General features: G+C 49.4%; 23 protein-coding genes and 2 pseudogenes. 2 read left to right on the forward strand and 23 right to left on the reverse strand.

The genetic code is table 11. The annotated features are described in order from the left end of the window. The 15 genes and pseudogenes from ACESYO_RS14685 to ACESYO_RS14755 all read right to left on the reverse strand — a co-directional run. Positions 1-842 (reverse strand): annotated as a pseudogene (locus ACESYO_RS14685) (hypothetical protein); the annotation flags it as partial. Then, entirely contained in the window at positions 829-1,191 is a 363-nt protein-coding gene (locus ACESYO_RS14690; RefSeq protein WP_058965488.1) for a PrgI family protein, read from the reverse strand. The gene ACESYO_RS14690 and the pseudogene ACESYO_RS14685, both read right to left, overlap by 14 nt. A 3-nt stretch (positions 1,192-1,194) precedes the next feature. Beyond that, positions 1,195-1,482, reverse strand: a pseudogene (locus ACESYO_RS14695) (hypothetical protein); the annotation flags it as partial. Positions 1,483-1,584: 102 nt separating this feature from the next. Next, complete coding sequence (locus ACESYO_RS14700; RefSeq protein WP_373211307.1) at positions 1,585-3,417, reverse strand: reverse transcriptase domain-containing protein; 1,833 nt, start codon at positions 3,415-3,417, stop codon at positions 1,585-1,587. A gap of 575 nt (positions 3,418-3,992) precedes the next feature. After that, the gene (locus ACESYO_RS14705) at positions 3,993-4,562 is read right to left on the reverse strand and encodes a hypothetical protein (protein ID WP_087296000.1); all 570 of its coding nucleotides are present in this window, start codon (positions 4,560-4,562) and stop codon (positions 3,993-3,995) included. Between the two features lie 64 nt (positions 4,563-4,626). Beyond that, positions 4,627-4,977, reverse strand: a complete 351-nt coding sequence (locus ACESYO_RS14710) for a TrbC/VirB2 family protein (RefSeq protein WP_373210622.1) — start codon at positions 4,975-4,977, stop codon at positions 4,627-4,629. Then, complete coding sequence (locus tag ACESYO_RS14715; RefSeq protein ID WP_373210620.1) at positions 4,940-6,775, reverse strand: VirD4-like conjugal transfer protein, CD1115 family; 1,836 nt, start codon at positions 6,773-6,775, stop codon at positions 4,940-4,942. Before ACESYO_RS14715 ends, ACESYO_RS14710 begins: the two co-directional genes overlap by 38 nt. 9 nt (positions 6,776-6,784) lie before the next feature. Then, positions 6,785-7,621, reverse strand: coding sequence for a hypothetical protein (locus ACESYO_RS14720; protein ID WP_373210618.1), 837 nt, complete (start codon positions 7,619-7,621; stop codon positions 6,785-6,787). A 3-nt stretch (positions 7,622-7,624) separates the two neighbouring features. Continuing rightward, positions 7,625-8,203 (reverse strand): PcfB family protein, encoded by a 579-nt coding sequence (locus ACESYO_RS14725; protein ID WP_087295997.1) that lies wholly within the window; start codon positions 8,201-8,203, stop codon positions 7,625-7,627. Continuing rightward, on the reverse strand, positions 8,178-9,563 hold the full coding sequence (locus ACESYO_RS14730) for a relaxase/mobilization nuclease domain-containing protein (RefSeq protein ID WP_373211309.1): 1,386 nt from the start codon (positions 9,561-9,563) through the stop codon (positions 8,178-8,180). The genes ACESYO_RS14725 and ACESYO_RS14730 overlap by 26 nt, the downstream gene beginning before the upstream one ends. A 552-nt stretch (positions 9,564-10,115) precedes the next feature. Beyond that, the gene (locus tag ACESYO_RS14735; protein ID WP_373210615.1) at positions 10,116-10,454 is read right to left on the reverse strand and encodes a hypothetical protein; all 339 of its coding nucleotides are present in this window, start codon (positions 10,452-10,454) and stop codon (positions 10,116-10,118) included. Between the two features lie 155 nt (positions 10,455-10,609). After that, positions 10,610-10,915: a MobC family plasmid mobilization relaxosome protein gene (locus tag ACESYO_RS14740; protein WP_143424734.1), complete on the reverse strand. Its 306-nt coding sequence runs from the start codon at positions 10,913-10,915 to the stop codon at positions 10,610-10,612. Between the two features lie 60 nt (positions 10,916-10,975). Next, positions 10,976-11,971, reverse strand: coding sequence for a translation initiation factor 2 (locus tag ACESYO_RS14745; RefSeq protein WP_373210612.1), 996 nt, complete (start codon positions 11,969-11,971; stop codon positions 10,976-10,978). Next, complete coding sequence (locus tag ACESYO_RS14750) at positions 11,968-12,429, reverse strand: DUF4869 domain-containing protein (protein ID WP_058965499.1); 462 nt, start codon at positions 12,427-12,429, stop codon at positions 11,968-11,970. The genes ACESYO_RS14745 and ACESYO_RS14750 overlap by 4 nt, the downstream gene beginning before the upstream one ends. A 238-nt stretch (positions 12,430-12,667) precedes the next feature. Further along, positions 12,668-13,078 carry a recombinase family protein gene (locus ACESYO_RS14755; RefSeq protein ID WP_373210611.1) on the reverse strand — a complete coding sequence of 137 codons (411 nt, stop codon included), beginning with the start codon at positions 13,076-13,078 and terminating at the stop codon, positions 12,668-12,670. Between ACESYO_RS14755 and ACESYO_RS14760 the strand changes: the two genes are divergently transcribed. Then, positions 13,077-13,322, forward strand: coding sequence for a hypothetical protein (locus tag ACESYO_RS14760; RefSeq protein WP_373210609.1), 246 nt, complete (start codon positions 13,077-13,079; stop codon positions 13,320-13,322). The genes ACESYO_RS14755 and ACESYO_RS14760 overlap by 2 nt on opposite strands. A gap of 53 nt (positions 13,323-13,375) precedes the next feature. Here the strand turns inward: ACESYO_RS14760 and ACESYO_RS14765 are convergent, their stop codons facing one another. From ACESYO_RS14765 to ACESYO_RS14795, 7 genes are all read right to left on the reverse strand, one after another. Further along, positions 13,376-14,062 (reverse strand): class B sortase, encoded by a 687-nt coding sequence (locus ACESYO_RS14765; protein ID WP_373210607.1) that lies wholly within the window; start codon positions 14,060-14,062, stop codon positions 13,376-13,378. A gap of 10 nt (positions 14,063-14,072) precedes the next feature. Continuing rightward, complete coding sequence (locus ACESYO_RS14770) at positions 14,073-14,402, reverse strand: hypothetical protein (RefSeq protein WP_373210606.1); 330 nt, start codon at positions 14,400-14,402, stop codon at positions 14,073-14,075. A gap of 12 nt (positions 14,403-14,414) precedes the next feature. Continuing rightward, entirely contained in the window at positions 14,415-14,954 is a 540-nt protein-coding gene (locus ACESYO_RS14775; protein ID WP_373210605.1) for a hypothetical protein, read from the reverse strand. A 60-nt stretch (positions 14,955-15,014) separates the two neighbouring features. Beyond that, complete coding sequence (locus tag ACESYO_RS14780; protein ID WP_373210603.1) at positions 15,015-16,565, reverse strand: hypothetical protein; 1,551 nt, start codon at positions 16,563-16,565, stop codon at positions 15,015-15,017. 126 nt (positions 16,566-16,691) lie between these two features. Further along, on the reverse strand, positions 16,692-16,925 hold the full coding sequence (locus ACESYO_RS14785) for a hypothetical protein (protein ID WP_373210601.1): 234 nt from the start codon (positions 16,923-16,925) through the stop codon (positions 16,692-16,694). Then, positions 16,915-17,148, reverse strand: a complete 234-nt coding sequence (locus ACESYO_RS14790) for a hypothetical protein (protein WP_373210599.1) — start codon at positions 17,146-17,148, stop codon at positions 16,915-16,917. Before ACESYO_RS14790 ends, ACESYO_RS14785 begins: the two co-directional genes overlap by 11 nt. Positions 17,149-17,247: 99 nt before the next feature. Next, the gene (locus ACESYO_RS14795) at positions 17,248-17,658 is read right to left on the reverse strand and encodes a hypothetical protein (protein WP_373210597.1); all 411 of its coding nucleotides are present in this window, start codon (positions 17,656-17,658) and stop codon (positions 17,248-17,250) included. A 32-nt stretch (positions 17,659-17,690) separates the two neighbouring features. Here ACESYO_RS14795 and ACESYO_RS14800 point away from each other — a divergent pair, with 32 nt between their 5' ends. Next, positions 17,691-18,293, forward strand: coding sequence for a DUF6037 family protein (locus tag ACESYO_RS14800; protein ID WP_373210595.1), 603 nt, complete (start codon positions 17,691-17,693; stop codon positions 18,291-18,293). 57 nt (positions 18,294-18,350) lie between these two features. Here ACESYO_RS14800 and ACESYO_RS14805 read toward each other — a convergent pair. Then, positions 18,351-24,851, reverse strand: a 6,501-nt coding sequence (locus ACESYO_RS14805) for a hypothetical protein (RefSeq protein ID WP_373211311.1), incomplete at its 5' end; no start/stop codon positions are given.

Consider the following 24,851-nt stretch of genomic DNA (forward strand, 5'->3'; position numbering starts at 1 on the left):
ATGCGCACCTCTTCCAGAGCCTGCATGGCATCTTCCGGTTCCACCGGAACCACATCAATGCTCAGAATGATGTAAGGGACCTGCTGCAAAAGAGTGGTGATGAACCGGTCGTTCAGCTGTTGGGGGAAATGGGAGATGGACATACACTTTGCAAAGCGGCCATCGATCTCAATATGAGAGCGTTTGAAGTTGAGGGTGTCGGGGCAGACGGCGCTTTTGAAATCATTGCCCAGGCGTTGGCATTCGGAAAGATCAAATTGAAAATGGCCTTCCTCGCCAATCCGAAAGAAGTTGTGCAGAATTTCCAGCCGTTCACTGCAGGTGACATTGGTGACTGTACAGCCCAAAGCAGAAAGGGAACTGATGAGGTGGCCCTGAATCTGACGAAGCCGATCCCGGGCTTCCCGAACATTTCTTTTTACGGTGGAAATGATAAGGAATTTTTGCTGAATCACGTTCCCCACGTCGCTGGCACAGGCAATGAGATGGTCGTTTTTCTCCTGCCGCAGATCGTCATGGCCATCGTGTTCAGGCTGGTACAGGATGCTTTTACGGAAACTTTTTTCATCCATGTGCTGGCTGGTAATGCAGAATTTGGCCCAGCAGTCGGAGGGGATGCCCGCATAGACAACACCATATTGTGATTGCAGGATGCGTTTGTTGCTGTCTGATAACATGGAAAAATTGATGTCGGAAATACGCCACATCTGGCTGAATACCTCGCCGGAGCGCCAGATACCATCGGCGAAAATCTCATCCACCGGGATGGACTGCTGTACCGACCGGGGGATATAGAAATGGCCTCGCGTTTTCCGGGTGGAGGCATATTCATTTAATTTCATTCGGTTTTCCTTTCCCAGCTTTTTTGCGCTGTGCTTTTAATTTCAGATAACGGTTTTCCGATTTCCATATCCGCGTCCCGGCATTGAGAAACAGGCAGCGAAACACGGCCCAGAGAAATTTTTCAAAATTCATGCCGTCATAGGTGAAGAAGCCGGACGCGGCTACGGGTGCAGCTGCTACAATGCACAACCAGCTGGCAGTTTCCCGGCCCAACAGGGGAGAGCCAAAGTAATAGATCGCTCCAGCCAGTGCCATTGCACACCCAGCGCAGATTGTTTGCCGCAGATTCATCCCAAGGCAAATGGATTCCTGGTAATGACGAATTTCTTTGTTGATTGGTGTCTGCATTGGTTATAACCCCATCATTTCGTGGATGATTCGGTCAGACCCTTTGATGAGCCCCACCAGAACCAACATATTAAATACGGTTTCGGCCAGATAGCTCCAGACCATTGTGGTGGCTTCACCGCCTCCGACCGATGGCGTGTTCACAAAGCCTGCATAGATGATGCAGGCCAATACGATCACAGCTCCTTCCAGGCATACGCCCACATAGCTTTTCAGAAAAGAAATGCCCACGCTCTGGGTGCTTTCGCCTGCAAAGGTTGAAAGAGGAAGGGGGGCCAGAGCGGTGTACAGTAGGGTAAGCGCCCGGCGCCTTACCGCATTTCTGCGGCAGGTTTCCAAACGTTCCCCTCCAAACCGGACGTACACCTCTCGATGTATCCGGCTTTCCAGATATCAGTCTAACTTTCCATTATGCAGCTTTACATGACAGGAATGGCACAGTGCCATCGTCTTACGTTTGCGCGCAATCATATGGCGTTCCCATTCTGCCTTACCACTTAAATCTTTTAGTTTTCGGATGTGATGGATTTCGATATCCTCCGTTTCGGCTCCGCAGAACTCATACACATGGCCTTGCAGCCGGTCTGTCAGTCGGGTATAACGTCGGTTTTCGTTCGTTCTGCCGATGATATCAGGGTTTTCCGTTGCGATGACTTTGTCGTTCCGGCGCACTCCCTGATTGTAAAACACAACAGACTTTGTTCCGCTCTTGGTTTGATAGGATACGGTAAAGTCTTTGTTGCGGCAGTATTTGTAGATAATTTTTCGCATACTCGTCCGATATTTCCCAGCAAAGGTCTTATACATGCTGTACTTCATCACATAGACAAAAGCGTTCAGCACAGTGGCATTGTTTGCCAGCCGATAGTAGTTGTACATCCCGCGCACTTCCGCGTTATATTGATTCAAGATTTCAATATCATCCAGACGTATCAATCCCGGGCGTCTTACTGGCTCCCACACCTCTTTGTTTCCATGGGCCTTGTCATAGCTGATTTTCAGCGCACTATAGGAGAGCAGGCGATTCAGCCATTTTTCCTTTGGCACATACAGCTTGACTTTTCCCACGTAGGTTCGGCGTGTGAACCCGTTTTTTGTCCGAGTGCGGTTTTGCTCGCGGCTGACTGTGACCAGGTAGCCGAGGAAGCGTGCAAAGTCATTTCCATGGGTGATGAGCGTCTTTTCCGGAGACATTTCTAAATGGAGTTGCTCCTTGATAAACTCCCCCACATCGGTCTTAACTTGTTTTGCATCCTCTTTGCTTCCGATCACACCAATCAGGAAATCATCGGCGTAGCGCACATATACGACCCGCTTGTACCCTGTATCCATAGGGTCGCTATACGGGACTGTGGACAGATAATTGTTCAGTTCCCGAATCTCTGCCATAACTTTCTGGCGCTTTTCCTCACTGATTTTCGCACTATTGCGTTTCAGCCATTCCTGCTTTCCGCGCCGAACATCCAGCGGCATTTTGTAAGCTGGATTGATTTTCCGGCCTTTTCCGCAGTTAAAGGACTCTGCGTATTTTGCCATAAACACATCAAGTTCATTGAGGTATATATTCGCCAGAATCGGGCTAATCAGCGACCCCTGCGGGGTGCCGGAGTAGGTGTTGTGGTACACCCAGTCCTCCATGTAGCCTGCCTTCAAAAATTTCCAAATCAGGCTGATGAAATATTCATCTTTGATACGTCTGCGCAGTATCCGCACCAGCACATGGTGGTCGACGTTGTCAAAGCACCCTTTGATGTCGCCCTCGACAAACCATTTGACACCCGTATAATTCCGCTTGATATATTGCAGAGCTGTGTGACAGCTCCGCTTCGGACGGAATCCATGGGATGAATTTTGAAATGTGGGTTCATAGATACTTTCCAGTATCATGCGTACCACTTCCTGTACCAGTTTGTCGTCAAAGGCCGGAATACCCAATGGGCGCATTTTACCGTTTGCTTTGGGAATATAAGTTCTTCTGGCTGGTTTCGGCTGATAGCTGAAGTCTTTTAATTTCTGTATAAGACTGTCAATCCGCTTCATACTCATGCCATCGATTGTATTCCCATCGTTTCCGGCTGTCATATTGCCAGGCTTTGCTTGAGTGCGCTCGTATGCCAACAGGAAAAATTCCGGGTTGTACAAATTCCGATAAAGCCGTTTATAGTGGTAATCTTCATTTGCTGCTTTTGAAGTTAAACTTTCCAAAACATTCTTTGGATTTCTCATAGTGCCTCACGCACCTTTCCATTGATAGCTTGGTTGATATCCTGCCGCCCTTTGCCATGTGCAAGGCTTTCCCTTGCTCGGACTACTATGGCGGCTCCGTTGCCATACCGGATTTTCAGGCTCTGAAAGCCATAGCCTTTTTGGCACTCCGGGTTAGGCAATCCCCGGTTAAGCAGTTTGGGACAGCGTGTTGTGATGTCGGAATGGGTTTTCGTCCGTTATCCGCTTATTGCGGTTGGCTACCGTGGGTATTCCGCAATCGGTGTATACATGTCACCGATTGCCACGGTATGCGGCGAATACAACTATCCTGCGCCGCCGGCTCCAGTATGCCGCCTTGGACTGCCCTTCAAGCAATCCAGCTTTATTCCTCGTTCACAACGTTTCACCTTGCCGTTCAGTAGTGGTTCGATAGTTTCCCAACTTACGGCGTTGCCGATATGCTACACTCCCCTTTGGGTTTCCCCTCCGGATAAATCGGCTGGTGATAGGGTGATTTCCACCTCCTTTCGCAATACCTTTTCCTACTGCCGCGCCACTGGCAGAATCCCAAATTGCCCGCGGGCTGCTTTGGCTTACGCCGCAGCCCTTCCGGGCGCACTATACAGCCTGAAAAAGCGCCCGTACACCGTCAGAATCATAATAAAGGAAAGCACCAGAATAAACAGACTGCCCAGGATGGTGACCAGCCATAACGGGATGCTGGCGAGAAAGCCTACCTCTTCGATGGCAGTCTGGATTTCTCCGGGAAGATGAACCATGGCCTGAGAGATACCGCTCATTCTGCCTGCAATCTGAAGGACAACGCCATTGCAGATAGAGAAGATTTTCAGCATGATTTCCATGCCATAGCCTACCAGAGCCTTTGCGGCGACAAAGCGGATCAGATAATGAATGGCTGCTTCAGGTCGCTTCAGCTCATGGAAATTTGCAGTGTTTTTGAACAGTGCGATGGCAAAGAACAAGATCAGCAGGCCGTAGCCCACGCCGAGAAGTGTGCTGTGGATGCCCTGCATGACAGACCATACAGCACCACCCTTGAAGGTTTCCGGGCTGGTGGTAGCCAGTGACCAGAGTTCCGTCAGTCGGTTGTTCCAGGTGGAAAAGGCACTGTTCAGATTTTCCACGATCCAGTTTTGATTCAAAGTAAGACCACCTCCAGAAAAATACCGGGCCGACCGGAGGAAAAGCGGTCGGCCCGGCGATCAATCACAGGATCATGTCGAGGATGTCTTTGGCGAAATAGATGACAACACCACCGAAAAAGGTCATGAAACCCTGCGCTCGCTGGCCTGCATCATGACTTTTCAGGGCAAGGCCAATCTGGACGATGCCGAAGCCCAGTAGAATCGCGCCGATGGCCTTGATGGCACTGAAAACGAAGTCGGAAAGATTGTTGATGCTGGTCAAGGGATCACCGGCAGCAAAAACAGGGAATGCCATCAGGCAGCCGGTTGCTAGGGTCAGAGCGCAAATCTGATACAGGCGTTTGATGGTGCGCTCCTGCTGATTCAGCTTCAGATCAGAGCCTTTTTCGGTATGGTTTTTGATGATGTTCATGTCCGGATTCCTTTCGATAATAGGTTTTTTGTAATTGATGAAGTTCCTGATACATTTCGGGACTGATTTCCCGCTGTGTCAGTTGATCTACCATATCCATGGTGATGGTGGTGGCCTGCGCCATATGGTCGCCAGGCATAACAAAAGGCTCACCCCCGCCATCGGGTGTGAACCTTACATTAGGATGCTTCAGAATATCATATTTCTGGTCGATGACCGGGTCTTCACTGCGCAGCAAAAGCAGGCAATCATTGTCATTCAAGCGGCGGATCTCATCCGGCATGGAGAGTTCCCGCCCGGCAGTTTGGACGCTTTCGCTGGAAGAACCGTGAGAGCCGCGGCTGATGCTTTGGCTTTTGGTGCGTTCCGTCTGTTTGCCCAGGATTTTGGAGAGATACTCAAAGGTACCATATTCATTGCCACCCAGATAGACCATCGAATCGCAGTTGCCGATGATTCCTTCCCAGTCATCTTTGAACAGGCTCTTCAGCTGGGCAATGTTTTGCAGGATAATGTCGCAGCTGATGTTTCGGCTGCGGCACACTGCAAGAATGTTTTTGAAGTTTTTCGGCAAAGCAACATTTGCGAATTCATCCATCATGAGCCGGACATGCACGGGCAGCGCACCGTTATATTTGGGGTTCGAGTCAGCCAGACGGAACAGCTGGTCAAACAGTTGAGTATAAAGAATGGTGACCAGAAAATTGAAGGTGGTGTCATTGTCCGGGATAACACAGAAAATCGCACGTTTTTCCAGACCAAGCTGGGGTAGAAAAGATTCGTCCCGGCTGGTCATTTCAGCAAACTGACGGCTGTTGAACATATACAGGTTCGCGGCTGCGGAAATCAGGACAGATTGCAACGTCTTGGTGGAACCCAGTTTGAAGGACTTGAATTGCAGAACTGCCGGATGGTCTGAATCACGCTCTTCCAACCGGGAAAACAGTGTTTCCAGCGGGTTTTCTTCCATGTCATTTTCGCTGAGCTGGCAGTTGGCGATCATGAACATCAGGGTGCTGAAGTTTTGTTCATAGACCGGCGCTTCATACAGCAGGTACAGGATAATGGCGGAAATGAGCATCACACTGGAATCATCCCAAAACTTGTCGCCGCTTGCAGGCGCATCCTTGGGTTTTGTGTTGTTGACGATGGCAAAAGCCAGCTTGATGGCATCCTCGTCGGTTTCCAAATAGGCCATGGGGTTGTAGTGCCCCTGAAAATGCACCAGATCAATGACGGTGACAGGGATACCCATTTCCTCATATAGCCCACCCAGAGAACGAAGCAGTTCGCCCTTGGGGTCCAAAAACAGATAGGAACAGGCACATTGCATGGCATTCGGCTTTACATAAAAGCGAGTTTTGCCAGAGCCGGAACCACCGATCACAACCACATTCAGATTGTGCCGGTGCGCATGGCTGTTCATGCTGAACTGCACATGAGCAGACAGCAAATAGTTTTGGTCCGGCTTTTTTCGATTACGGTATTTCCGGTTCAGATGAGCTGCGCTGCCCCATTTGGCTGTGCCATGTTCTGCGCCGGGGTGCCGGTCAGCCATGTCCAGCATATGGCAGTATACTGCCATGGGATAAAGCACCAGAACTGCCACAAGACACCCGGCAGTGTGGGAACACCAACGAACAGAAAAAGGATCGTTCAGCAGGGTGGAGAAGACAGAAACAATACCGCTAAGACCGTCGCCCTGTTCAATGGCCTGAGCCAATGCGGCGGCAGCCCAGAGCAAAGGAATCAGAAGAATTCCCCAGAAAATCCATTCATCGTTACGTTTTGACCGCATGGAGGAACCTCATAGGATAGTTTCCGGCATAGGAAATTGTGAGGACTCCTTTTCTGGTAAGGCTTTCTGCACACAGTCCCCCATGGTACGGGAGAGTTCCCGGATGTCTTCCAAAACCTTGCGGACATCCTCACTCTTGAACAAAGGAATATACTTCTCCAACTTGACGATATATCCTTCCGGAGGTGCGATGCCGAATCGGCCGCAAAGTTCAATGCAGATGGCAAGGGAGTAAAACTGTACCTGGTCGGTCTGAGAGACACCGGGTTCGTAGTACTCGGCATAAGCTTGAAGAATTGCACCGGGTAGATAGCGAAATCGCTGTTGTTCCGTCGCGTCGGGACGGTAGAGGATCGCCTGACGTTCCGAGGCAAAAAGGACGGAGTCTGTTATTTCCTTGGATTTGCGAATGGGGACCGGGCAAAAAGGAGCCAAGGCTTCTAGGGCTTTTTGCATGTAATCCTCACCGGCAGTCAGAAGAACGAGTGGATAGGGTTTATTTCCGTAGGTCTGAGAAAGATCGAATACTTTTTCCACAGTCAAGTAACCGTCTTGCTGGGTGAGAATAGAGACACCTTTGGCGCTTTTGCTGATGTTGCGGCCAAACGTCTGCCATTCCTGAAAGGTAAGTGCAGCCTGAGAGTCCGGAAATTCCTGCAGCACAAGAGCGGTGTTGCCGGAAGTTAATTTGGAAGCAAGTCGGCCACGCCCCAACAGATAACGCCCAAGAGTTTCTCCGTTTTGAATTACCTGACGCAGGGCCATCTGCTGCGCGGCCGCAATGGCTCCACGCTCCAGCTCTTTTTTCTGCTTCCATTCTGCAATGTCAAGGTGTACGCCATTCATAGGCTATCTCTCCCCTCTATCTGGTGTAATGGCATCCCGGGCTTGTTCTCGTGCTTTTTGAGCTGCAAGCGCAGCTTTTTTCAGTTCGATGATTGCTGTGCGCACCGAAGGCCGGGAGTCCGCTTTCGCTTCAAGATCCCCGCGCATTCGCAAGTTGCTGTCTTGCGGATGGCGGGTTAATGCTTTTTTTCGTCCTTGCCTCGTCTGCTGGGGAATGGCATAGCCCATCCGTTCATAGATGCGGTTCAGTTTGGATACATCTTCCGCCCTGAACATGATGTCCAGCTTTTCACCCTGGCCTTGTTTGTCCCGGATGGGAGCAAACAACACCCCATAGTGTTTAGCCTGCTGGGTAAATTCCTTCAGATCTTTTGTCTGTATGGGGATGATCCGGAGTTCTCTCCCTTCCCGAAGAAGGCGATCAAGTCGGGTTCGGCCCCGAACCTTGGGACGCTCTTTGGCGTAAGCAAGTGCCATGGAGAGAGCATTTTTGAAGCCGAGGGCGGTTAGTTTGATGGCAACCTCAGCAAATTGCAGGGACTGGCGAACCATCTGGTCAGCAGCCTCTCCGCCGTTGTTCATGGTAAATCACCTCGCTATTCCGTTGGTTTTCTTGTTCCGGTGTGCGAGCCTGTACGAGCTGTTGGCGCAGCTTGTCTGCATCCGATTCAATCTGAGAACACAAGGAAAGATCTCGGCGCATCTGTCGAATCTGAGCTGTCAGGCTCTTGATGTTGGTAGTGCGTTCTACATTGTCAACACCCCCTTTCTGTCGGTAAAGTTTGCTGCGCACGAGGATAAGCTGGTCCATTTCGGATGCGGTGCGGGCTTTGAACGCAGCCAGATCCTCGCTGGTTTCAATGTGGTTCTGCCACAAAAAATCACACTGCTGCAAATAGCGGTCAAATTTGAGAAACTCCTGCCGAAGCAAGTAGTAGCAGCGGCGAGAGCTTTTTCCCCGATAGGTTTTTCGCAGCAGGGCACAGTAATGGTAATAAAGGGCCATAAAGCCGCGCACACGCTTGTGACGAATCGGGTGAAATGGCGCGCGGAAAGATCGGTAGCGGCGGCGGACCAGAAGCTCCGGGGGCATCCATCGCTGGGTCTGCTGGTCAAGCTGTTCCTGATACTGCTGCCGCTCCTGACGGGGCATCTGCTGAAGCTGCCGATAATACTCGCGGACAGCAGTTTCTTCATATTGAGGACTCAGCTTTTCCAGGCGGATGCTTTTGGTGCGGCCCGGTGGAATAACGGAAGTGTATTTGTGATTTGGAGAAGCATTGACCTGATAGCCCATATTCTCCAGTTCACGAAGAAATCCTTCGTAACTCGTTGCAATAAGGAGTGCCCGGTCAGCATCTGCCTTTACCAGAGACCGGACGGTGGGCTGCCCCTGATTTGTCCGTTTCCAATCCCCATAAGAAAGCCCATGCCCATCGGTTTCAATGACAGAGAGTTTGTATTCACGGCACAGTTCATCGGAAATCTTGCGGATTCCCTGATAGTAACTTTTGAAATCATTTCGGAACATACGGCCATCCGCAAAGCTGACGGAATTGAATACAATATGGCAATGAAGATGCTTCTGATCCAGATGAGTGCTGACGGTGCATTCGAATCGCTCTGCAAGAAAACGGCGGGCAAATTCACAGCCGATCTCAAAGCATTGTTCTGGCGTCACCTCTTTTGGGGTGAAACTCTGGATAATGTGATAGCCGAGCACACCACTGTTTTCAGGTTTCTTCCATCGGCGTTTGGTGGCTTGCATGGAAGAAAAAGCAGTGGCCGGATCACAGTTGAATCCGGCCACATACAATTGATATTCGGTTTTTTCATTGTTTTGGGTGTAGCTCAAAAGGCGTTCAAGGTCTTTGGTTTGGATGACTTCGGTTTTCTCTGGATTGGAGGTATAGGATAGGCAGCGGTTCAGATCGCTGCGCACTGGTATGATTTTGGTATAAGCCATTTTAAAAATAGAAGCCGCTGTACAAAGGGCACAGCGGCAAGAATTCGAGATTAATACTACATAATTGAAGGTAGTGGGGATATGTTCCTGGAAGTGAAAATATTGTTATTTGCACAGAAGTAGCGTATACTTTTCTTGAAACAAGAGGTTATGCAGATAAGAGCTGGAGGTTGCTGCTCTGGATAAGGATAGACAAAAGATGTATTCTCTTCGATAATCTCTTATCAGAAAAACGGCATTGTGTAAAATGGAGAGTTGAGTATGGGTGTGAACACACACATTTCTTATGAGCAAGAGCAAAATCGACGTGATGCAGTGTTAGAACACCGGGCGATGGTGCTGAAAGCCGAGTTAGGACGCTTACAGGGGAAAAGAACCTACACAACCGAACAGGTGTACAATCAGATTTGTCGGCATTGGGGAAAAAAGAAAAGCAATATATAAAATTGGTAAGCTGTCTATATAACATAGAAAAGCCTGCTCCTGACTGCATGAATGCATGAAGGTGCAGGCTTTTCCGTTGTTTTATTATCCTTCAAAATCAATGCCCAGGCACTCGGCGATTTCCTGTGGATTCATACCTGCTTTTTGTGCCTGTTTCAGAATATCCTGAATTTTCTGCTTTTTGGTTTTCCGGACTTTCCGCTTGGGCTTGGGGGCAAAGATCGCTGCCTTTTTTTCTTCCAACACTTTCACGCGTTTTCGCGCGGAAGCAATTTTTTCATCGTAGCTGGATACGGCAGCTTGCTTTTTCGCTTCGAGATCAGCAATTGTGTGATTTACGGCTTCGATTTTAGCGTCGAAATCCGCAGCACGTTCTTCAGGTGAACGGCGAGTCCGCTTCTTTTCAGTTTCAGAGGTCAACATATATAATCACCAGCTTTCTTTATAATTACCAAAAGAATATCACAGTTTTATAAAAAGAACAACAATAAAATATTTCGTTGTTGTAAATATAATAAATAATCAAACAAATGCTTTTTTTAATCACACACAAGTCCTTTATTCAATGCGAAAGTAGCTCAAGCATACTCTTGTATTTTGGTCCAAACTTCACGCATTAAACGGGAAAGTTGTTCTGCTTGAGCAGTAGAGACGCTTCCTGCGCTGTTGGCCAGACGAGTGATTTGATTGATATTATTTCCGATAGCGGATAGTTCCCGCACCAGATCCTTGTAGCTGTCGGGAGGACTGGGTTTAAGATTGCACCCCGCAATAAGGCTTCTGATAAAAGGCTCCATCTTGAATCCAGTTATAAAGGATTGCTCCTTCAAATGAATATATTCGGATTCAGACAAGCGAACGGTTACTTTTTTTAAACGTTTCAAGCGAATATCCTCCGAGGTAATAAAAAGCCGACTGCTCACAAAAGCAGTCGGCAAAAATGTTTATTGTTTGGGTTCAATAGGAGAAAGAAAAGCGGAAGTAGTTTCAGCAATCACGTCAAGAATTTTCTCTGATTCCTTCTTTTGAAGATAGACTGGATTCAGTGTCGACTTTTGATATTTTAAATAGGTGTCATTGGTGATTTGAATGAGAATGGCCGAAAAGAATTGTTCCCAACTGAAATATTCACTGCTCTCGATGTGAGCGGAAGGTGATTCTAGAATGTTCTTTATGGAAATTCTCTGTGGAATTACGCCGGACTTCAGGATAATCCATTCAAAAGATTCGGGAAGATAAATGCTAAGGGAGCGTACGTTTCGTAAAGCTACTACACGTTCAATCTCAGGGCCAAAAGCTGCACCATCAGCAATAACTAGGATTTTTTCGTTATGGCTGCGTTTTACAATTTCTGGGTAAATGTTAGACTTCCCTTTTGCACTGATGCATTGAATACCATGGTCGCTACATATCTTGGAAAAAAATTCAAAGCCAGAGTGAGCGTCTTCGACAATTACAAGATCAGGCTTTTCGTTATTTGAAGGTATTGTATATAAAGGATAAAACTGACTATAAAGGCGTTTTGTCCCTTCATAAAGGTTACCGGATATATTACGAATTCCATATATTTCGGTTACACTGTATGGAAGATTGAAAAGACTTGCGCGAGTAGCGATTACATAATAGTTGTTGCTCTTTTGGGCCGCTCGAGCAAATTCTTTTGTGGCAACAAAAGGATCGCCTTCGTCGATGAAAACAATGCTGTTTTGGATGAGAGAGAGGTTTTGCTCCCAATTTAATGCAGAAAGAACAACACAAGGTTTATCGCATTGCACGGATACACCACTATGGGCACCATTGGCTTGGTAGGAAGCGATTAGATCAATTAGAGTGGTTTTTCCGGTTGCGCTGTCTCCGCGCAAAATAGTGAGGTTTCGGCGAATGGTGAATTTGTACTGCACTCGACGATTCCAAACTTTTACATCATAAGAGCCTTTCAAGTGATCATGCCCTCCTTAATAAAAAATCCTGCGGGTTCGACAAGCTCTTCCATGCTATGGATAATTTTATGATTGTTCAAAATTTCCAATTCGAAAGGTTTAGAACCGAAATCCATGATGTGGTAAAGATTAATCACCACATCCTGTTTGCATTCCTTTGCTATTTCCAAAATCCAGCGGGCACAGTTATCTCCGCAGGTTGATGCGTTGAATATTTTTTGAGGTTCATTGCGAATCAATAGAAGGGTCTTCACACCGCCAGATAAGCCTGTCACCGGGATTACACCTAAAGCTTTACTTTTAATTGCACTGGCACTAAGAACTTCACCTTTGTCAATGGCTTTGATGATTTTTTGGGCGAACGGATCAGTAATCCACTTGTCCAGATATACATTGTCAAAGTACATTGATGTATTGTAAATTGCCTCCGGCATAGTTCCAAAGAAAATTTTCAGCAAGGATCATCAACTCCCGTTCGAATATTTTTCATTATATTACCACAAAAAGGCGGCCATGTGAACTGACGAAGGGGACGGGGTTTTAGGGGACACCCTAACAAGTGATAATATGCCCAATGACGGCATATTGTCGTGCTTGCTCGCATTGTGCGCAGCACAATGCGCCCCGCCCAGCGCAGTACGCGGCCGGGCGGGAAAAGGCAGCTGAATTGAAGGGGTTGGCCGTGAGAAGAGAATGCTACCAGGGAAGGGAAAGCCCGTTTCGGAGAGCGTATTGCTCTGCCTTGTGTGCGAACCGGTAGTACCCGACACAGGAAGCCAAACTGACTTCAGCAGCACAGGCGATTACATGATGCAGAGAGAGCGATCTGAAAAAATGGTACAGGAAAGAAGAGGAGTGACTGATCGTGCCCAACCGGCAAATGTGAACCTGATCCACATCTCCGCTTTTTACATGGCGCATCATTTCACGGTAACCGGAACGATGCAGCCAGCCTCGACGGGTATCAATGCTCGTACCGACGATAGTGCAGTTTTGAAGGTTAGCGCGCAGGCGCAGAAAATTCAGCTGATTCAGTGTGCCGAGTTCATCGCCGGGAAGCCGTGCATAAAGCCAGACGCGAGGGGAAGATTTCGTGTTTTGTTGCATGGTTTACCTCAAAAAAATGGGGGTTCCATTACGAACCCCCAAGTTTATTGTTATAGAAAAAGTTGTAAAGTTTTCTCCAGGTCCGCATAGCTGGGGAACTGGATATTTTTGTGTATCAGGTAAGAAATGCTTTCGCTCCATTCCTCCAGGGAATACAATGAATGTTCCGGTTCCTTTAGCAGTTGTGCAAGATCACATAATGCCTGCCAGCGGCATTCTGAACGAAGTGAGAGATCGGAAATAAAGACTCCCTGAAGAGAAGCCAGCAAGTCTAACAATCCAATAGAAAACACTCCTTTACAGAGCGCTGGCCACAAGAACCAGACGCCCGTTTTCTTTTTGATAATCACAGGTAATGAGAAATAGATAAGGACCACTGCGCAGCAGATCTTCCTGATAGAAATACGCAGAATGAGCAATTGTGTCCAGCATCTCCTTTTCCTGTTCGGGTGTCTGCTTATTGAACCACGCACGAATTGGAGAGTCGCTTCCGGAAACAATCAGACCTGCAAACAATTTGTAATAGCGAATGCCTGTGCGTGTTTCCCAGCGCACCAAAGAATTCGTTTCAAAAAGCTCCTTGCTTTTGTACTGGGCCAGATCGGCGAACATTGTACCGTCACGCATCAGATGACCGTAAACAATAAAGTTTCCACTTGTGTTCATATCCGCATTTTCGTCGATAAAGAGCGTTCCGGAACTGGCCGGTTCGCCAAAGAAATCCGTGCGAAGATATTCTGTATTATCATGGCCCTGAACCACCGGCCCGTCCACCGTTGTGCCCGGAATTGTAAGCCAGCCGACATAGTCCGGGTTTAGGTCGAGCAGACCATGGGACCAGTCCCAGAATTCAGAATCGGCGTTACTCTCATAAATGGAAACCAAAGTATTGGCGGTATTTACTGTTTTCCAAGTGCGATAGGAGTTTGAACAAATCAGGATGCTGGCACAAAGGCAGCAGCACATCAGGATGATTCGAATCAAAAATAATGCTCTATTCATGGTGTCGCTTTTGATCGTAAAAGTGAACGCCCAGATAACCGAATCCGGTACCCAATGCAATGAAAATCAACTGCCGCTGTCCAATACTCTCATCTCCCATCTTCGGCATTTCATATACCGGATCAGGAGGAATGTACATGAAATATTGGGTGCCCATTTTGGGAGAATGATTGGAAGCGATATCAACTTCACTGGAAATTGTTGCGCCCCTTTCACTGGCTTGTTCCACCGGGAGATCTTCCGCAGCCCAGACCGGAAACGTGAATAAAGTGCAGGCTGCAAGCGTTGCAAGCAGACCGGCAAGATAAGTTTTGAGCTTCAACGAAATCCCTCCTTAATTTAAAACAGTAATTTTCAGTTGTGCTACGGCCTTTCCAACCGTGATGTTAGAGTCTACATCAAAAGCGGTAAAAACAGCGGTGGCTGCATAATCGCCCGGAGCAAGATCAACCTCCAGTTTGTCTTGCTGAATGTGGCTGTTCACTGGCATATAGCCGGAATCGTAAATTTCCTCGCCGGTGTCATCCAGCGTGATGATAACCTGCTGTGCGTATAAGTTCTGCGGCCCGTTCTCGATCTTAAGACTGCCGTTCGAATCGCCAGTGGGGAATACTGGATGTGCGTTAATGGAAATGCTCAGACTGCCTTCTGTGACGACCTCGTTGAGTGCAGCTTGGATCTCATCATTGCTTTTATCCTCCAGCTGCCCCAATTCTGCTTTAATCTGATTTTCCAGCTGCCGCACATCAGAATGAAAAATCTGAGGATTCATTTTGATCCAGACAATACAGCCAAGCAGCAGCACAATGATCAGGGGCAGAAGCACCAGAATACGTTTGTTGGATGCTTTGGCGCGCGTTTCAGTGTTTTTCATACATACCTCACACAAAAAAGAACTCTTCCGGCAGATTTCTGCCGGAAGAGTCATCAGATCTTATCGGTTGCTGGTTACGCCATCGCCCGTGACCGTATTGGTTTCGCCGTCCGCAATACCAAAAGCGGGGGTCATGGTGTAGGTCACTTTGACCACGCTGGTGCAGCCGGAATCGTTGACATTGCCGCCGGCCATCTGGGCTTTCGCGGTAACGCCCAGAGTGGTTGCTTCCTCATCACTTACAGTGCCATCCTCGCCCAGCTGGGGAGCAGCCAGGAACCAGCCGCGCTCAGTGATGTCGATGGGGGCACTGGCGGTGGACAGATCAATGGCAGATGCGTTGGAGATAGCGGTCTCGGGAGCCAGGCTCATGGCCAGTTCGCCACGCTTCATGTCGGCAGCTTTGGTGCTGGTATCAACCAGACGCCAGGTTGCAGGCTCGGCCTGAAGTTCGCTGACCTTCAGGGCCAGACCGGTATCCTTGCCGCCTTCCTGAGAATCACCCACAGCAAACTCAGTGCCGAAGTTCCATTCGCCATAGTGCAGATCGGTGCTCAGGGGATGGTTGGGATCAATCGCGGTTACGGTTTCCTTCAGTGCATCACCCTCCAGAACACCGGCAACCTTGAAGTCCCACTTGCCATCAATGAAAATCACATAGCACTGACCGCTGGCGTTGATGTTTTTGTCGGTCAGCACCAGATAGTTTTCCGGCTCCTGCCAGTCGGGATTGGGGGTTTTGCCGTCCGACATGAAAGCGGGGTTGGAGTACCAGTAGGTGTACTTCTTTGCCTGGCTGTCGTAGCTGATGGAGAACAGGGTATCATCGCTGTGGTTCTCGTCGTAGATTTTTGCGTAATGGGTTACTTTGGTGATGTCCACGATGGTGGCACTGGCATCGGAATTGCTGGTGGAGTAATTCTTCAGCTGGTACGCATCGGAGTCGGGGGCAATGATGTTGCCGGTGCCACGGTAGCCGTACATGCAGACATACATGGGGACAGTTGCTTTCAGCTGATAGGTTGCCTTGGTGGCAATGGTCACTTCGTATTCCACACGACCATCGTCGGTTTTGCCGGGAACTACTTCCTCGCTGGTGCTGCCGTCCGGATCAATGCCGTTCTCTACATGAACATAGAAGTTGGTGCCCATGCTGGGATCGGCATTGGTGGCGGTGTCCACATCTTCCGATACAGTGGCGCCATCTTTGGTACCGTGGTGATAGGTGTAGGTGCCGTCATCCTCAGCGCAGCATTCGCTCAGAGGGACGAACACCACTTCATCCGCACCCACGAAGTAAGCGCCGTAGTCTACATTGCCCACATTGTACTTGCTGCCTTTGATATAGGCACTAGGTACAGCCTGCCAGCCGGTGCCGTCATCCCGGTCAGCGTAGATCACCTTGCCGCCGTCAATCTTGTAAAAAGCCTTATTACCCACCGGCGTGACCAGTTTGGTGGGAATCATGCTGTTGGGATGATTGGTGATGCTCATGTTCGGCTCCGTCATGTCCTCCATGGCGTAGGCCGGGGAGGCTGCGATGCCGAAGACCATGGTCAGGGCGCAGATACCGCTCAGGGCTTTTTTCCAGGTGTTGGTGTTCTTGTTCATTGTGATTCGCTCCTTTTTCAATTTTTATTTATATAACGCGAGCAGCGTTATACCAGGTTTAGCAGCCGAAAAGGCTGAACAATAAAAAATCCCCCTGAAAATCAGGGGGGACTGGGTGAATATTCTTCAGGAATGCTTATGGTTACGGATTTCCAGCACGAGAATGCCATTGTCCACAGACCAGTGCTTGATTTGTGCGCTTTGGAGTTCTTCCGACGGGCCGAAGCACTCTCCTTCATAGCAAACTTTGCCACCTTGTATGATACGTGTTTTCTGGTAATCGTCGATACGAAGATGCATAAAGTGGATGATTTTTAAAGGCGTAGGCATATGTGTTTCCTCCTGTCGTTCAATCCCCATGAAGAAGTTTTTTGCGCTCGTTTTCGGTCAATTCCGTGTCTAACACAAATAAGTGTAAAGTAGTGCCTTTGACTTCCCAGCAGTTTACTTTACGACTTAGAAGTGTTTGAGGGATTTCCTGTACCTCACCCTGATATACAGTAAAGGCATCCGGCTCATCCTGAAGATCAAACATGACGCACATGATTTTTATGGCAGCAGTTTGAGAGGCTGCTGTCTCCACAAAATGCTGTATTAGAATGTTCTTTTTCTCATGTGATAACTTCTCCTGAAAAGAAGATGCGCGGAGCAGTGCCGCACTTTCGGATCAGTGTTACACTCCTCAAATACGTTCCACACCGAAAGCGATACATTCAAATATGGCTAGAGTTTCTTTATTGTTTCTGGCGGCGCAACGTTGAAACAACAATTCCACAAAATTCTGTTGGTTGACTTCTTTCAGGTGTTCTGGCAAAATCATAGTACAGGATGAATATTTTGACTCATCGAACACGGTGAAATTTTTATATGAAAAGCTGTGTATTCCACTGCTCGGTGTTACTTGGCTCATCAGTTTTTTTGCGTATATATCAAATCCAATGGCCATAACTCCATTTTTCTCCCAATGTTCGATAAGCTGTGCAGCTTGCCTTTTGGCAGAAAAATCATCAGAAGCTTCGATGATAAAATCCGGTACTACATCTACAAAACACATTGCTTCGTGCATTTGCATGACAATTCGATATTTTTCCATATATGATGCTCCTCAAGAAAGGGTGGTTTTCCGTGCGTTATTTGAAAGATAAAGGATGTTATTACTTTCCAGAAATTGCTCAACTGTATCAGACAATGAAAGAAAGTGGCATAGGTATAGATCGGTTTGAATTTGTATTTGCTGGTGCAAAATTTGATGTTGTGTTTGCTATTAACAGAACTCCTTTTGAACTTATGTTTGGTTGTGTTGGTCATGGAGAGTGCAACTTCATCCTTACTCTGCAAAAAGGTTATTTGCTTTCCCCAATAACCGATGATGTGTTCTGTTCTCTTTGTGATGTATTGCATCTCAATTATAAGAACGATGGATTTAGTTCCTATAAGTTCCTTCAATATGTTGCTAAAAAAGTTCCACGAAAATGTAGTGGCCGTAGAATCCAGCCGCACGAAGTAGCACGAGTTCGTAAAGACATCCCGGACAGTAAAAAGATTTACTTTGTGCGATGGTATCCGCACAATAGAGACAATAAAAATGCCCGAAATATCGAAAAAACACGTAAGTTGTGTGGCGAAAAAGCTGCGGAGTTTTGCGAACGTAACAATATTAGTTCGTGCTGGTCAGAAGAAAGTGCAGATGCGCGTTGCTATTATGATCCATGGGATACTAAATTGTAAAAGTGTTACGAGAACTCCCCCTGAAAATCAGGGGGAGTGATGAAAGTATAGCTGGAATTACTTCTGCCCGATCACTGGAGTGGTGGGCTGACCGTCGATTACATCCCCGATATCCACATCGGTTTCACCGGGAATGGTCACGCCATATTCTGCAATGGTGTAGGTTACGCGGGTAAGAAACGCTTCCTGCCGGTCATTCACGTTGCCGCCCGCCATGTTACAGAGCAGGGGAAGCGGTAGTACCGTACCGGATTCGTTGCCGTCGCCATCTCGGCCCGGATCAATAATCCAGGGAGTGCGGGGGGTGTTGTGGCCCATAACCAGCTGAGTGTCGTCCAACTTCATGGATAGTTCACCGCGCTTCAGCTCGGCTTGCTGCTTGTCCACGATGTTCCAGCCGTTATTGGAAACATTAATATCGGTGATCTGAATTTTGCCGTTGGAGTAGTTGGTGATGCCGTAATTCGTCGGCTCCACCACCTCGCCGTCACCGGCGTAGCCATACATGCAGACATACAGCGGCACAGTGGCCTTCAGCTGGAATCGCAGTTCCGGGTGGACGGTGATACTGCCTGCCACATAGCGCAGGCTGTAATTCTGTACCTGTTCACCCAGAGGATTTTCCACAGTAGCCACAGTCAGCGTTGCATTCTGGTCGGCATTCTGGTTTACGGCAGCGGCATAGCCAGTCACTTTCCAGTGGTCGGTACCCAGCTCGAAGCCGTAATACTGCTCACACCAATCGCAGGGATAGATACTCTGGTCATGCTCCAGGTCAAGATATTTGGCCGGGCAACCCATAAACCAATCACTTACCAGCGGGATACTGTCGTTTGTGTACTGTGTTTTCTTTGTGCCGCTTTCCTCAATCTCGGCCACCAGTTTGCTGCCGGTGCTATCGGCCAGGCTGATGGTGCTTTCGCTGCCTTTTTCCTTGACCAGCACCACGCTCTGCACAGTGTCACCGTTCTTCAGCGGCATGTCCTTGTAGAGAACATCCGCATTGGAACCCAGTGCGGCATAGGTTTCGCCGTCATCCTCCAGCAGATCGAAGGTCACATGGGTTTCGGGGAGACTTTCGTCCTCTACATAGCGGTCGGAATCCTCCACTGTGAGGCGGATTTCACGGGCGTATACCTCCTGGGTGCCATCCAGTACAGCAACAATGTAGTTGCTCAAAACCGGGTAGTTGGCTTCTGTCAGGCCGGTGTAGGTCAGCTTGTACATACCAACTGGCGTCGTTTCGTCAACGATCAGATCGGGAGCGCCGAGAATGGAGAAATTGCTCTTGCCATAGTCAGCAGTGAGGGTATCTGCGCCCTTCAGTCCGTCCAGTTTCAGCCAGCAGCCTTCCGTGGCAGCGGTATTGGCCTTGTAGGGTACAGTGTCATGCCAGGGCTTTCCTGCTTCGCCGTAATCCACCGGCTGACCATACATGGTGCGGCTGCTGCCTACCTGAGCGGTGAGCGAAGCGCGGTAGATCGCACCGGAATAAATCTCCTGAGCAATGTAGTAGTTGCCGTTGGGATCATTTACCAGGCGGATGGGTTCGGTGCGGGTGATGGCATTTTCTGCAAGTTTCAGGAAACGGTTCGGTATAGTATGGCCGTTTTCATCTAGGCGTTCACCGGCATTTGCAGTGGCATAAATTCCCGCGTAGGTCTTCTTATCCACCCATACGGAATCACCTGCCACAATGTTATCAATCAGAATGTCACCAATGGTTGCATTGGTGGTTGCATCGTATGCCTTAATGTTCCGGGGGCGGGTTGCATCCTCCAGATACAGGCTATGCACGGTAAGTGGTCTGGGCGTGATTTTGAAGGTAGTGCGCACCCCAGTTCCATCATTCAGCCCGTGGACAGTATACCGGTCAAACACAGCCGCATCCAGTTCTACACGTGCTGTGTAAGTGGAGGCATCAATGCACCCGGAATCCACATCCACTGGCCCTCGCGATAACTCGATCCCGCTGGCGTTGGTGTAACGGATTGTTGCATGGCTGCGTACCCAAGCTGGATCACCGCCCAGCACAGTGAATACGGCCTTGCTGGGGGTTCCGTCATAGACTTTTTCGGGATCAGGAGTTAGTAGTACGGTGATTTCCGGCTTGTTTTCCGTGACATTTTTGTTGATATCCAGCTCGCTGTACTGAATATCACTGCGGTTTGTGCGTTGGAAGTCCCGGCTGGTGAGCCATGCTTCATATACGTTCAGTATAATGGTATCGGTGCGGTTGATATGATCTGTATTGATACTGCCACCGTCGCTCTTTTGAAGAATATAGGCAGTGACGGAATTAGTGTTCAACCGCAGTTCCTGCCAGCCGGTCAGTGCGGCAATGTCCACGATACCGGCATAACTGATGCCGTCTTTGGAACTCTTTTCCGGTACAAGTTCCATGCCACCAAGAGTTATGCTGCCTTTGATGCTGCCGGTGGGATGGCTCGACTGAATATCAGCACGAAGGTAGAGCTTGTTGTATGCGGTTGCATCGAAACCACGGCTCAGTGTTGCGTTGAAGCCATGGAAATGGTAGTAGTCGCCGGAAATACTGCCCGCATAATAACGCCCACGGTACTGTGTTCCACTGATTACTGTGCCGGTCAATGTACTGCCGCCGCTCAGGCCGGGGTAGCGGTTGCTTTCATTGTAGCCGCTCATGCCATCAGACCAGTCACTGGTGGAGGGAGTGCCGTTGTATTCATCGCGTGGCATCCAGTTGCTGCCGCTGTAGGTCCAACCGTTTGCACTGCCGTCATACAGGCGAAGTTTGAAACTGTCTGCGTTATCTTCCTCGCTGATGTACCAGCTGATGTCTTTGGGGTCTGCGTCTTTGCCATCGTAGGTTTTGAAGCTGATGTAATTCTGCAGAAAATCTTCCCAGTATTCCTTGCCCAACAGGTTGCCGTTTCCTGTGCGGAAAATCACATAGTCGTTGGATACAAAATATCCGGTGATTCCATGAGGCAAACCACTGATCTGAATGGTGTTACCGGTGTTATGGCCTGGTTGATAGAAACTCAGCACTACGGTGCGCAGACCGTTTGGTGCAGAAATTTCAAGATTCGGAAAACGCCAGGTCGCGGGAAGACCTCCGGTACTGACTCCATCTTTGGGGTCAAGGGAGATGGTGTAATTCACAATCAGAGCAGCATCCGCACTGGTGACTTTTCCTTCATAGGCAGAAGCCCCTTGGCCATACGAATTTTGTGCAATGGCCCGGAAGAAGTAACGGGTGTTTCCAATGTCCATCTTGGTGTTTGCGTTGGTGATGGTCATGGTGCTGGTGATCTGCTGCCACCCGTTTTCGGTGGCCTTTGGGTTACTCAACCGGATATCAATGCTCAGGTTTGGTGCGTGTTTGCGAATAGCAGTGAGTGCGCCTTGGTCGATGGTTGTCTGCCAACTGCTGCCGTTCCACTGACTTGTGGCAAGAGTGGCTTCGCTGGTTTGATTGTCCGGTCGGTACACCCACTGAATGATGGGAACGCTGCGGCTGTCCAGAGCGGGTAAAAAGTCCACAGTGCTCGTATAGACCGCCTGATTTTTACCGTTGTTCTGGCTGCCGAGGTTTGCAGGATACTTGATGCCGTAAGTGCCCGGCCACTGATCGGCAGGCAATGCATCGGTAATATCCCGATTATTGCTGGCCTTGGGGCGTACCCAGACGGTTTGGTCGCCGGTAATGCCGATTTTGATTTCCGGTTTCTTCACCGCCAACTTGCCACTGGTGGTTTCCCGCTCACCTTTTGGTGTTTTGTAGCAGATTCGGAACAATGTTCCGTCCAGACTCAAAGGCGCATTTTTTACAATCAGCTCACTTTGCACACCACTGGTGGTAACATCGCCGGTATCCACATATCCGCGGTGGTTCACTTCATATTCCAGCCCAGTCCCAACATTGATCCACTGCCCGCGCGGAGTCTTGTATTGCCATTGGATGTTGCTTGGATCGGAGCAATACTCCGGTTGATCGGTCAATACAGTGGCCACAAAACTGGCGCTTTGACCCACCCAAATCGTTTGATCGCCGGGGCCAAGTGCGCTGAAATCGAGCAATTCAAGCGGGATGGTTTCGGTGGTTTCCCAGTATGCGGTGCTGACCCGCACCACGATCTTTCCGTATTTGGTGACCTCGTTGCCATTTATGTCGTATACGCGGGCGGTTAAAACACCGTTTGTACCGTCATATACACAGGGCAAGTTCGAAATCACATACTTGTTATCGGAGTTGACGGAGCAGGTGTATTGCTCGCCGCTCTTCATGTACTTGGGGTTGTCACTGCCCAGCACCTTGACCGTATAACCGGCGTAAGAGGTGCTGGTGCCGAACAGGTCGTTCAGATCGCCCACCACGCGGGCCACGCCGGTGGTGCGGTTCATGTTTTTGTCGAAGACGGTTTCAACACCCTTGCTCTTATCGGTGCCCAGGTTCCAATCGCTGCCGCTGGTGTCAAACACGCTGGCAGCTCCATTCAGATCGACCTTGTACACATCCGCGTTCCAGTGGCCGGTAAAGTTCTTGATGGGTGTCCAATTGGCGGGCAGGGTGATGTCCTCGACCAGCATATAGCAGCCGTCCAGCGGATACCAGTAACTGCCGCCGTTCTGGAGTGCGGTCAGCACTTCGTCCGCGTTGGCGCTGCTGATGCGCCGGACAAAGTGAGAGTTCTCCTGTCCACCCTGATTGGCGGCACATATCTCGCACTGTTTACGCTGAGAGATATACATAACGCTGTTCGCAAACAGTCGGGACTCGCCCGCAGTTGCAGAGTTCGTCGGAAGATGCCCAATCTGATTCATCAGAAAGTTGCTAATGCCGCTCAAATAGAAGTTGTTGGTGCCGGTTTTACCACCGATCGTCCAGGAGTAGGGATCTTCATAATACCCATACTCCGCAGCTCCCTTATTGGCGCCGCTGTAATCCACCCAGATGGTGCCGAAGGCTGCCTGCTGGTTGGTGTGCGTCCAGGCGGCGGAGAAGGTTTGCCCAACAGAAAAAGAATAGGGGAAGTTGGTGGGGGTACGGTACTTCACATTGGCTGCTGCGGTGGTTGCATCCCAGCCGGTTTGCAGGATGTGCAGCTCTTCCGTGCCGTACTGGATGTTCTTTCCGTACTGCCCATGGCTGCCGCCAGTGGAAAGGATCAGGCTGGGGGCATCGCTGGCAAGCACAGAACCGGAGTTCACGTTGCCGCCGTTGGCACCCATCAGCTCGTTCATGTACCAGTGGCCGGTGTTGGGAACCCAGCTGTTCAGGGCGTAATACCGGGTGGTGGTGTCGTTCGGGTCGATACTGGATTCATCCAGATCGGTGCCGAAGGCATCGTAGTAGGCACCCGCGTATGCATACAGGGTATCGTGGCCCACCATCATGCCGTAGCCCTGGGCGATGTAGTTCTTCAGCTCCCAGTAAGCCTTGCCGGAAATATCCGGTTCCTGGTCGGTGCAAACGCCCCAGGCAAAGCTATCCATGCGATAGTTGCCTTCCGCGTCTACCAGGTAGCGGGCGGGATCGCGGTTGAAGTTTTCGCAGTTGACAGTATAAATCTGGATATGGATGTTTTCATCCGTGGAGTTACTGAGCCAGCCGTTTGAAGAAACAGCTCCAAGGTAGCCTTTATAGATGGAGCCGGTGTCCGGGACGAAAGCATTCAGCATGGTGATTGCTTTCTTGTACTTGGTGCCGGAGGCGGATTCCACATAATGGCCGTCATCGTCGATGGTCAGGTTGGTATAGGCCGGGATGTCAATGGCAGTACCGGTGGAAGTCCACTTCTGGCCATTTTCCACAGGCCGGAAATAAACGGTCTTGCCGTACCACTCGGACAGCACTTCCAACTTATCACCGTCGGTCAGGTCAAAGCCATTATAGGAACGAACATCTCCGGTGGGGAAACCATTTGCGTCTAAAACATTGGCATAATTGTTAGACGCAAAACCATTGTTACCAATCTTAGTCCAATATAGGTCGGCTTTTCCCTTGGTGATTTTTCCTTCGTTCAGCCAGCCGGTTACACGGTCGTAAGTGTCCTTGGTGATGTATTCATAGCCATTGGTCAGGCCGGTGATCCACTGGGCATCGCTGGAGAGTTTCGGATTACCTGCTGCGCTGGCCGCAAGCGGTGCAATCCCAAAATCTACCTCGTCCATAACGGGGGCAGCGATCTTCATGGTTGCCGAATACAGCACCTGCTCTTCTGCTTTTTCTTCCTCGGTCAGGGTAATGCCCTGCTCTTCCAGCAGCCTCGCGCAGAATTCCTTGTATTCGTCATCCAGAATCGTGACCACGCACCGGTAGTTGGTGTCGAAATCTTCTTCGGTAACGGTCAGATTATAGGTAGAGGCGGTCGCTCCATCAATATCCTGCCATGTGGCCGGTTCCGGCTGCGAGGCATCTACCGCATCGCCAAATGTCCACTCGCCGTCCTGGAGTGTGCCGATGTGACGCTCTTCGTCCTTGTCAGCATACAGGACAATTCCATCTTCACTCGCTTCGGCAGTAATTGCAAAGCCGTCCAGAGCGTAGTTGGGGGTCTTCCAGGCGATGCGCAC

Source organism: Allofournierella massiliensis (assembly GCF_964241245.1).
In the GTDB taxonomy this organism is placed as follows: Bacteria; Bacillota; Clostridia; order Oscillospirales; family Ruminococcaceae; genus Allofournierella; species Allofournierella massiliensis.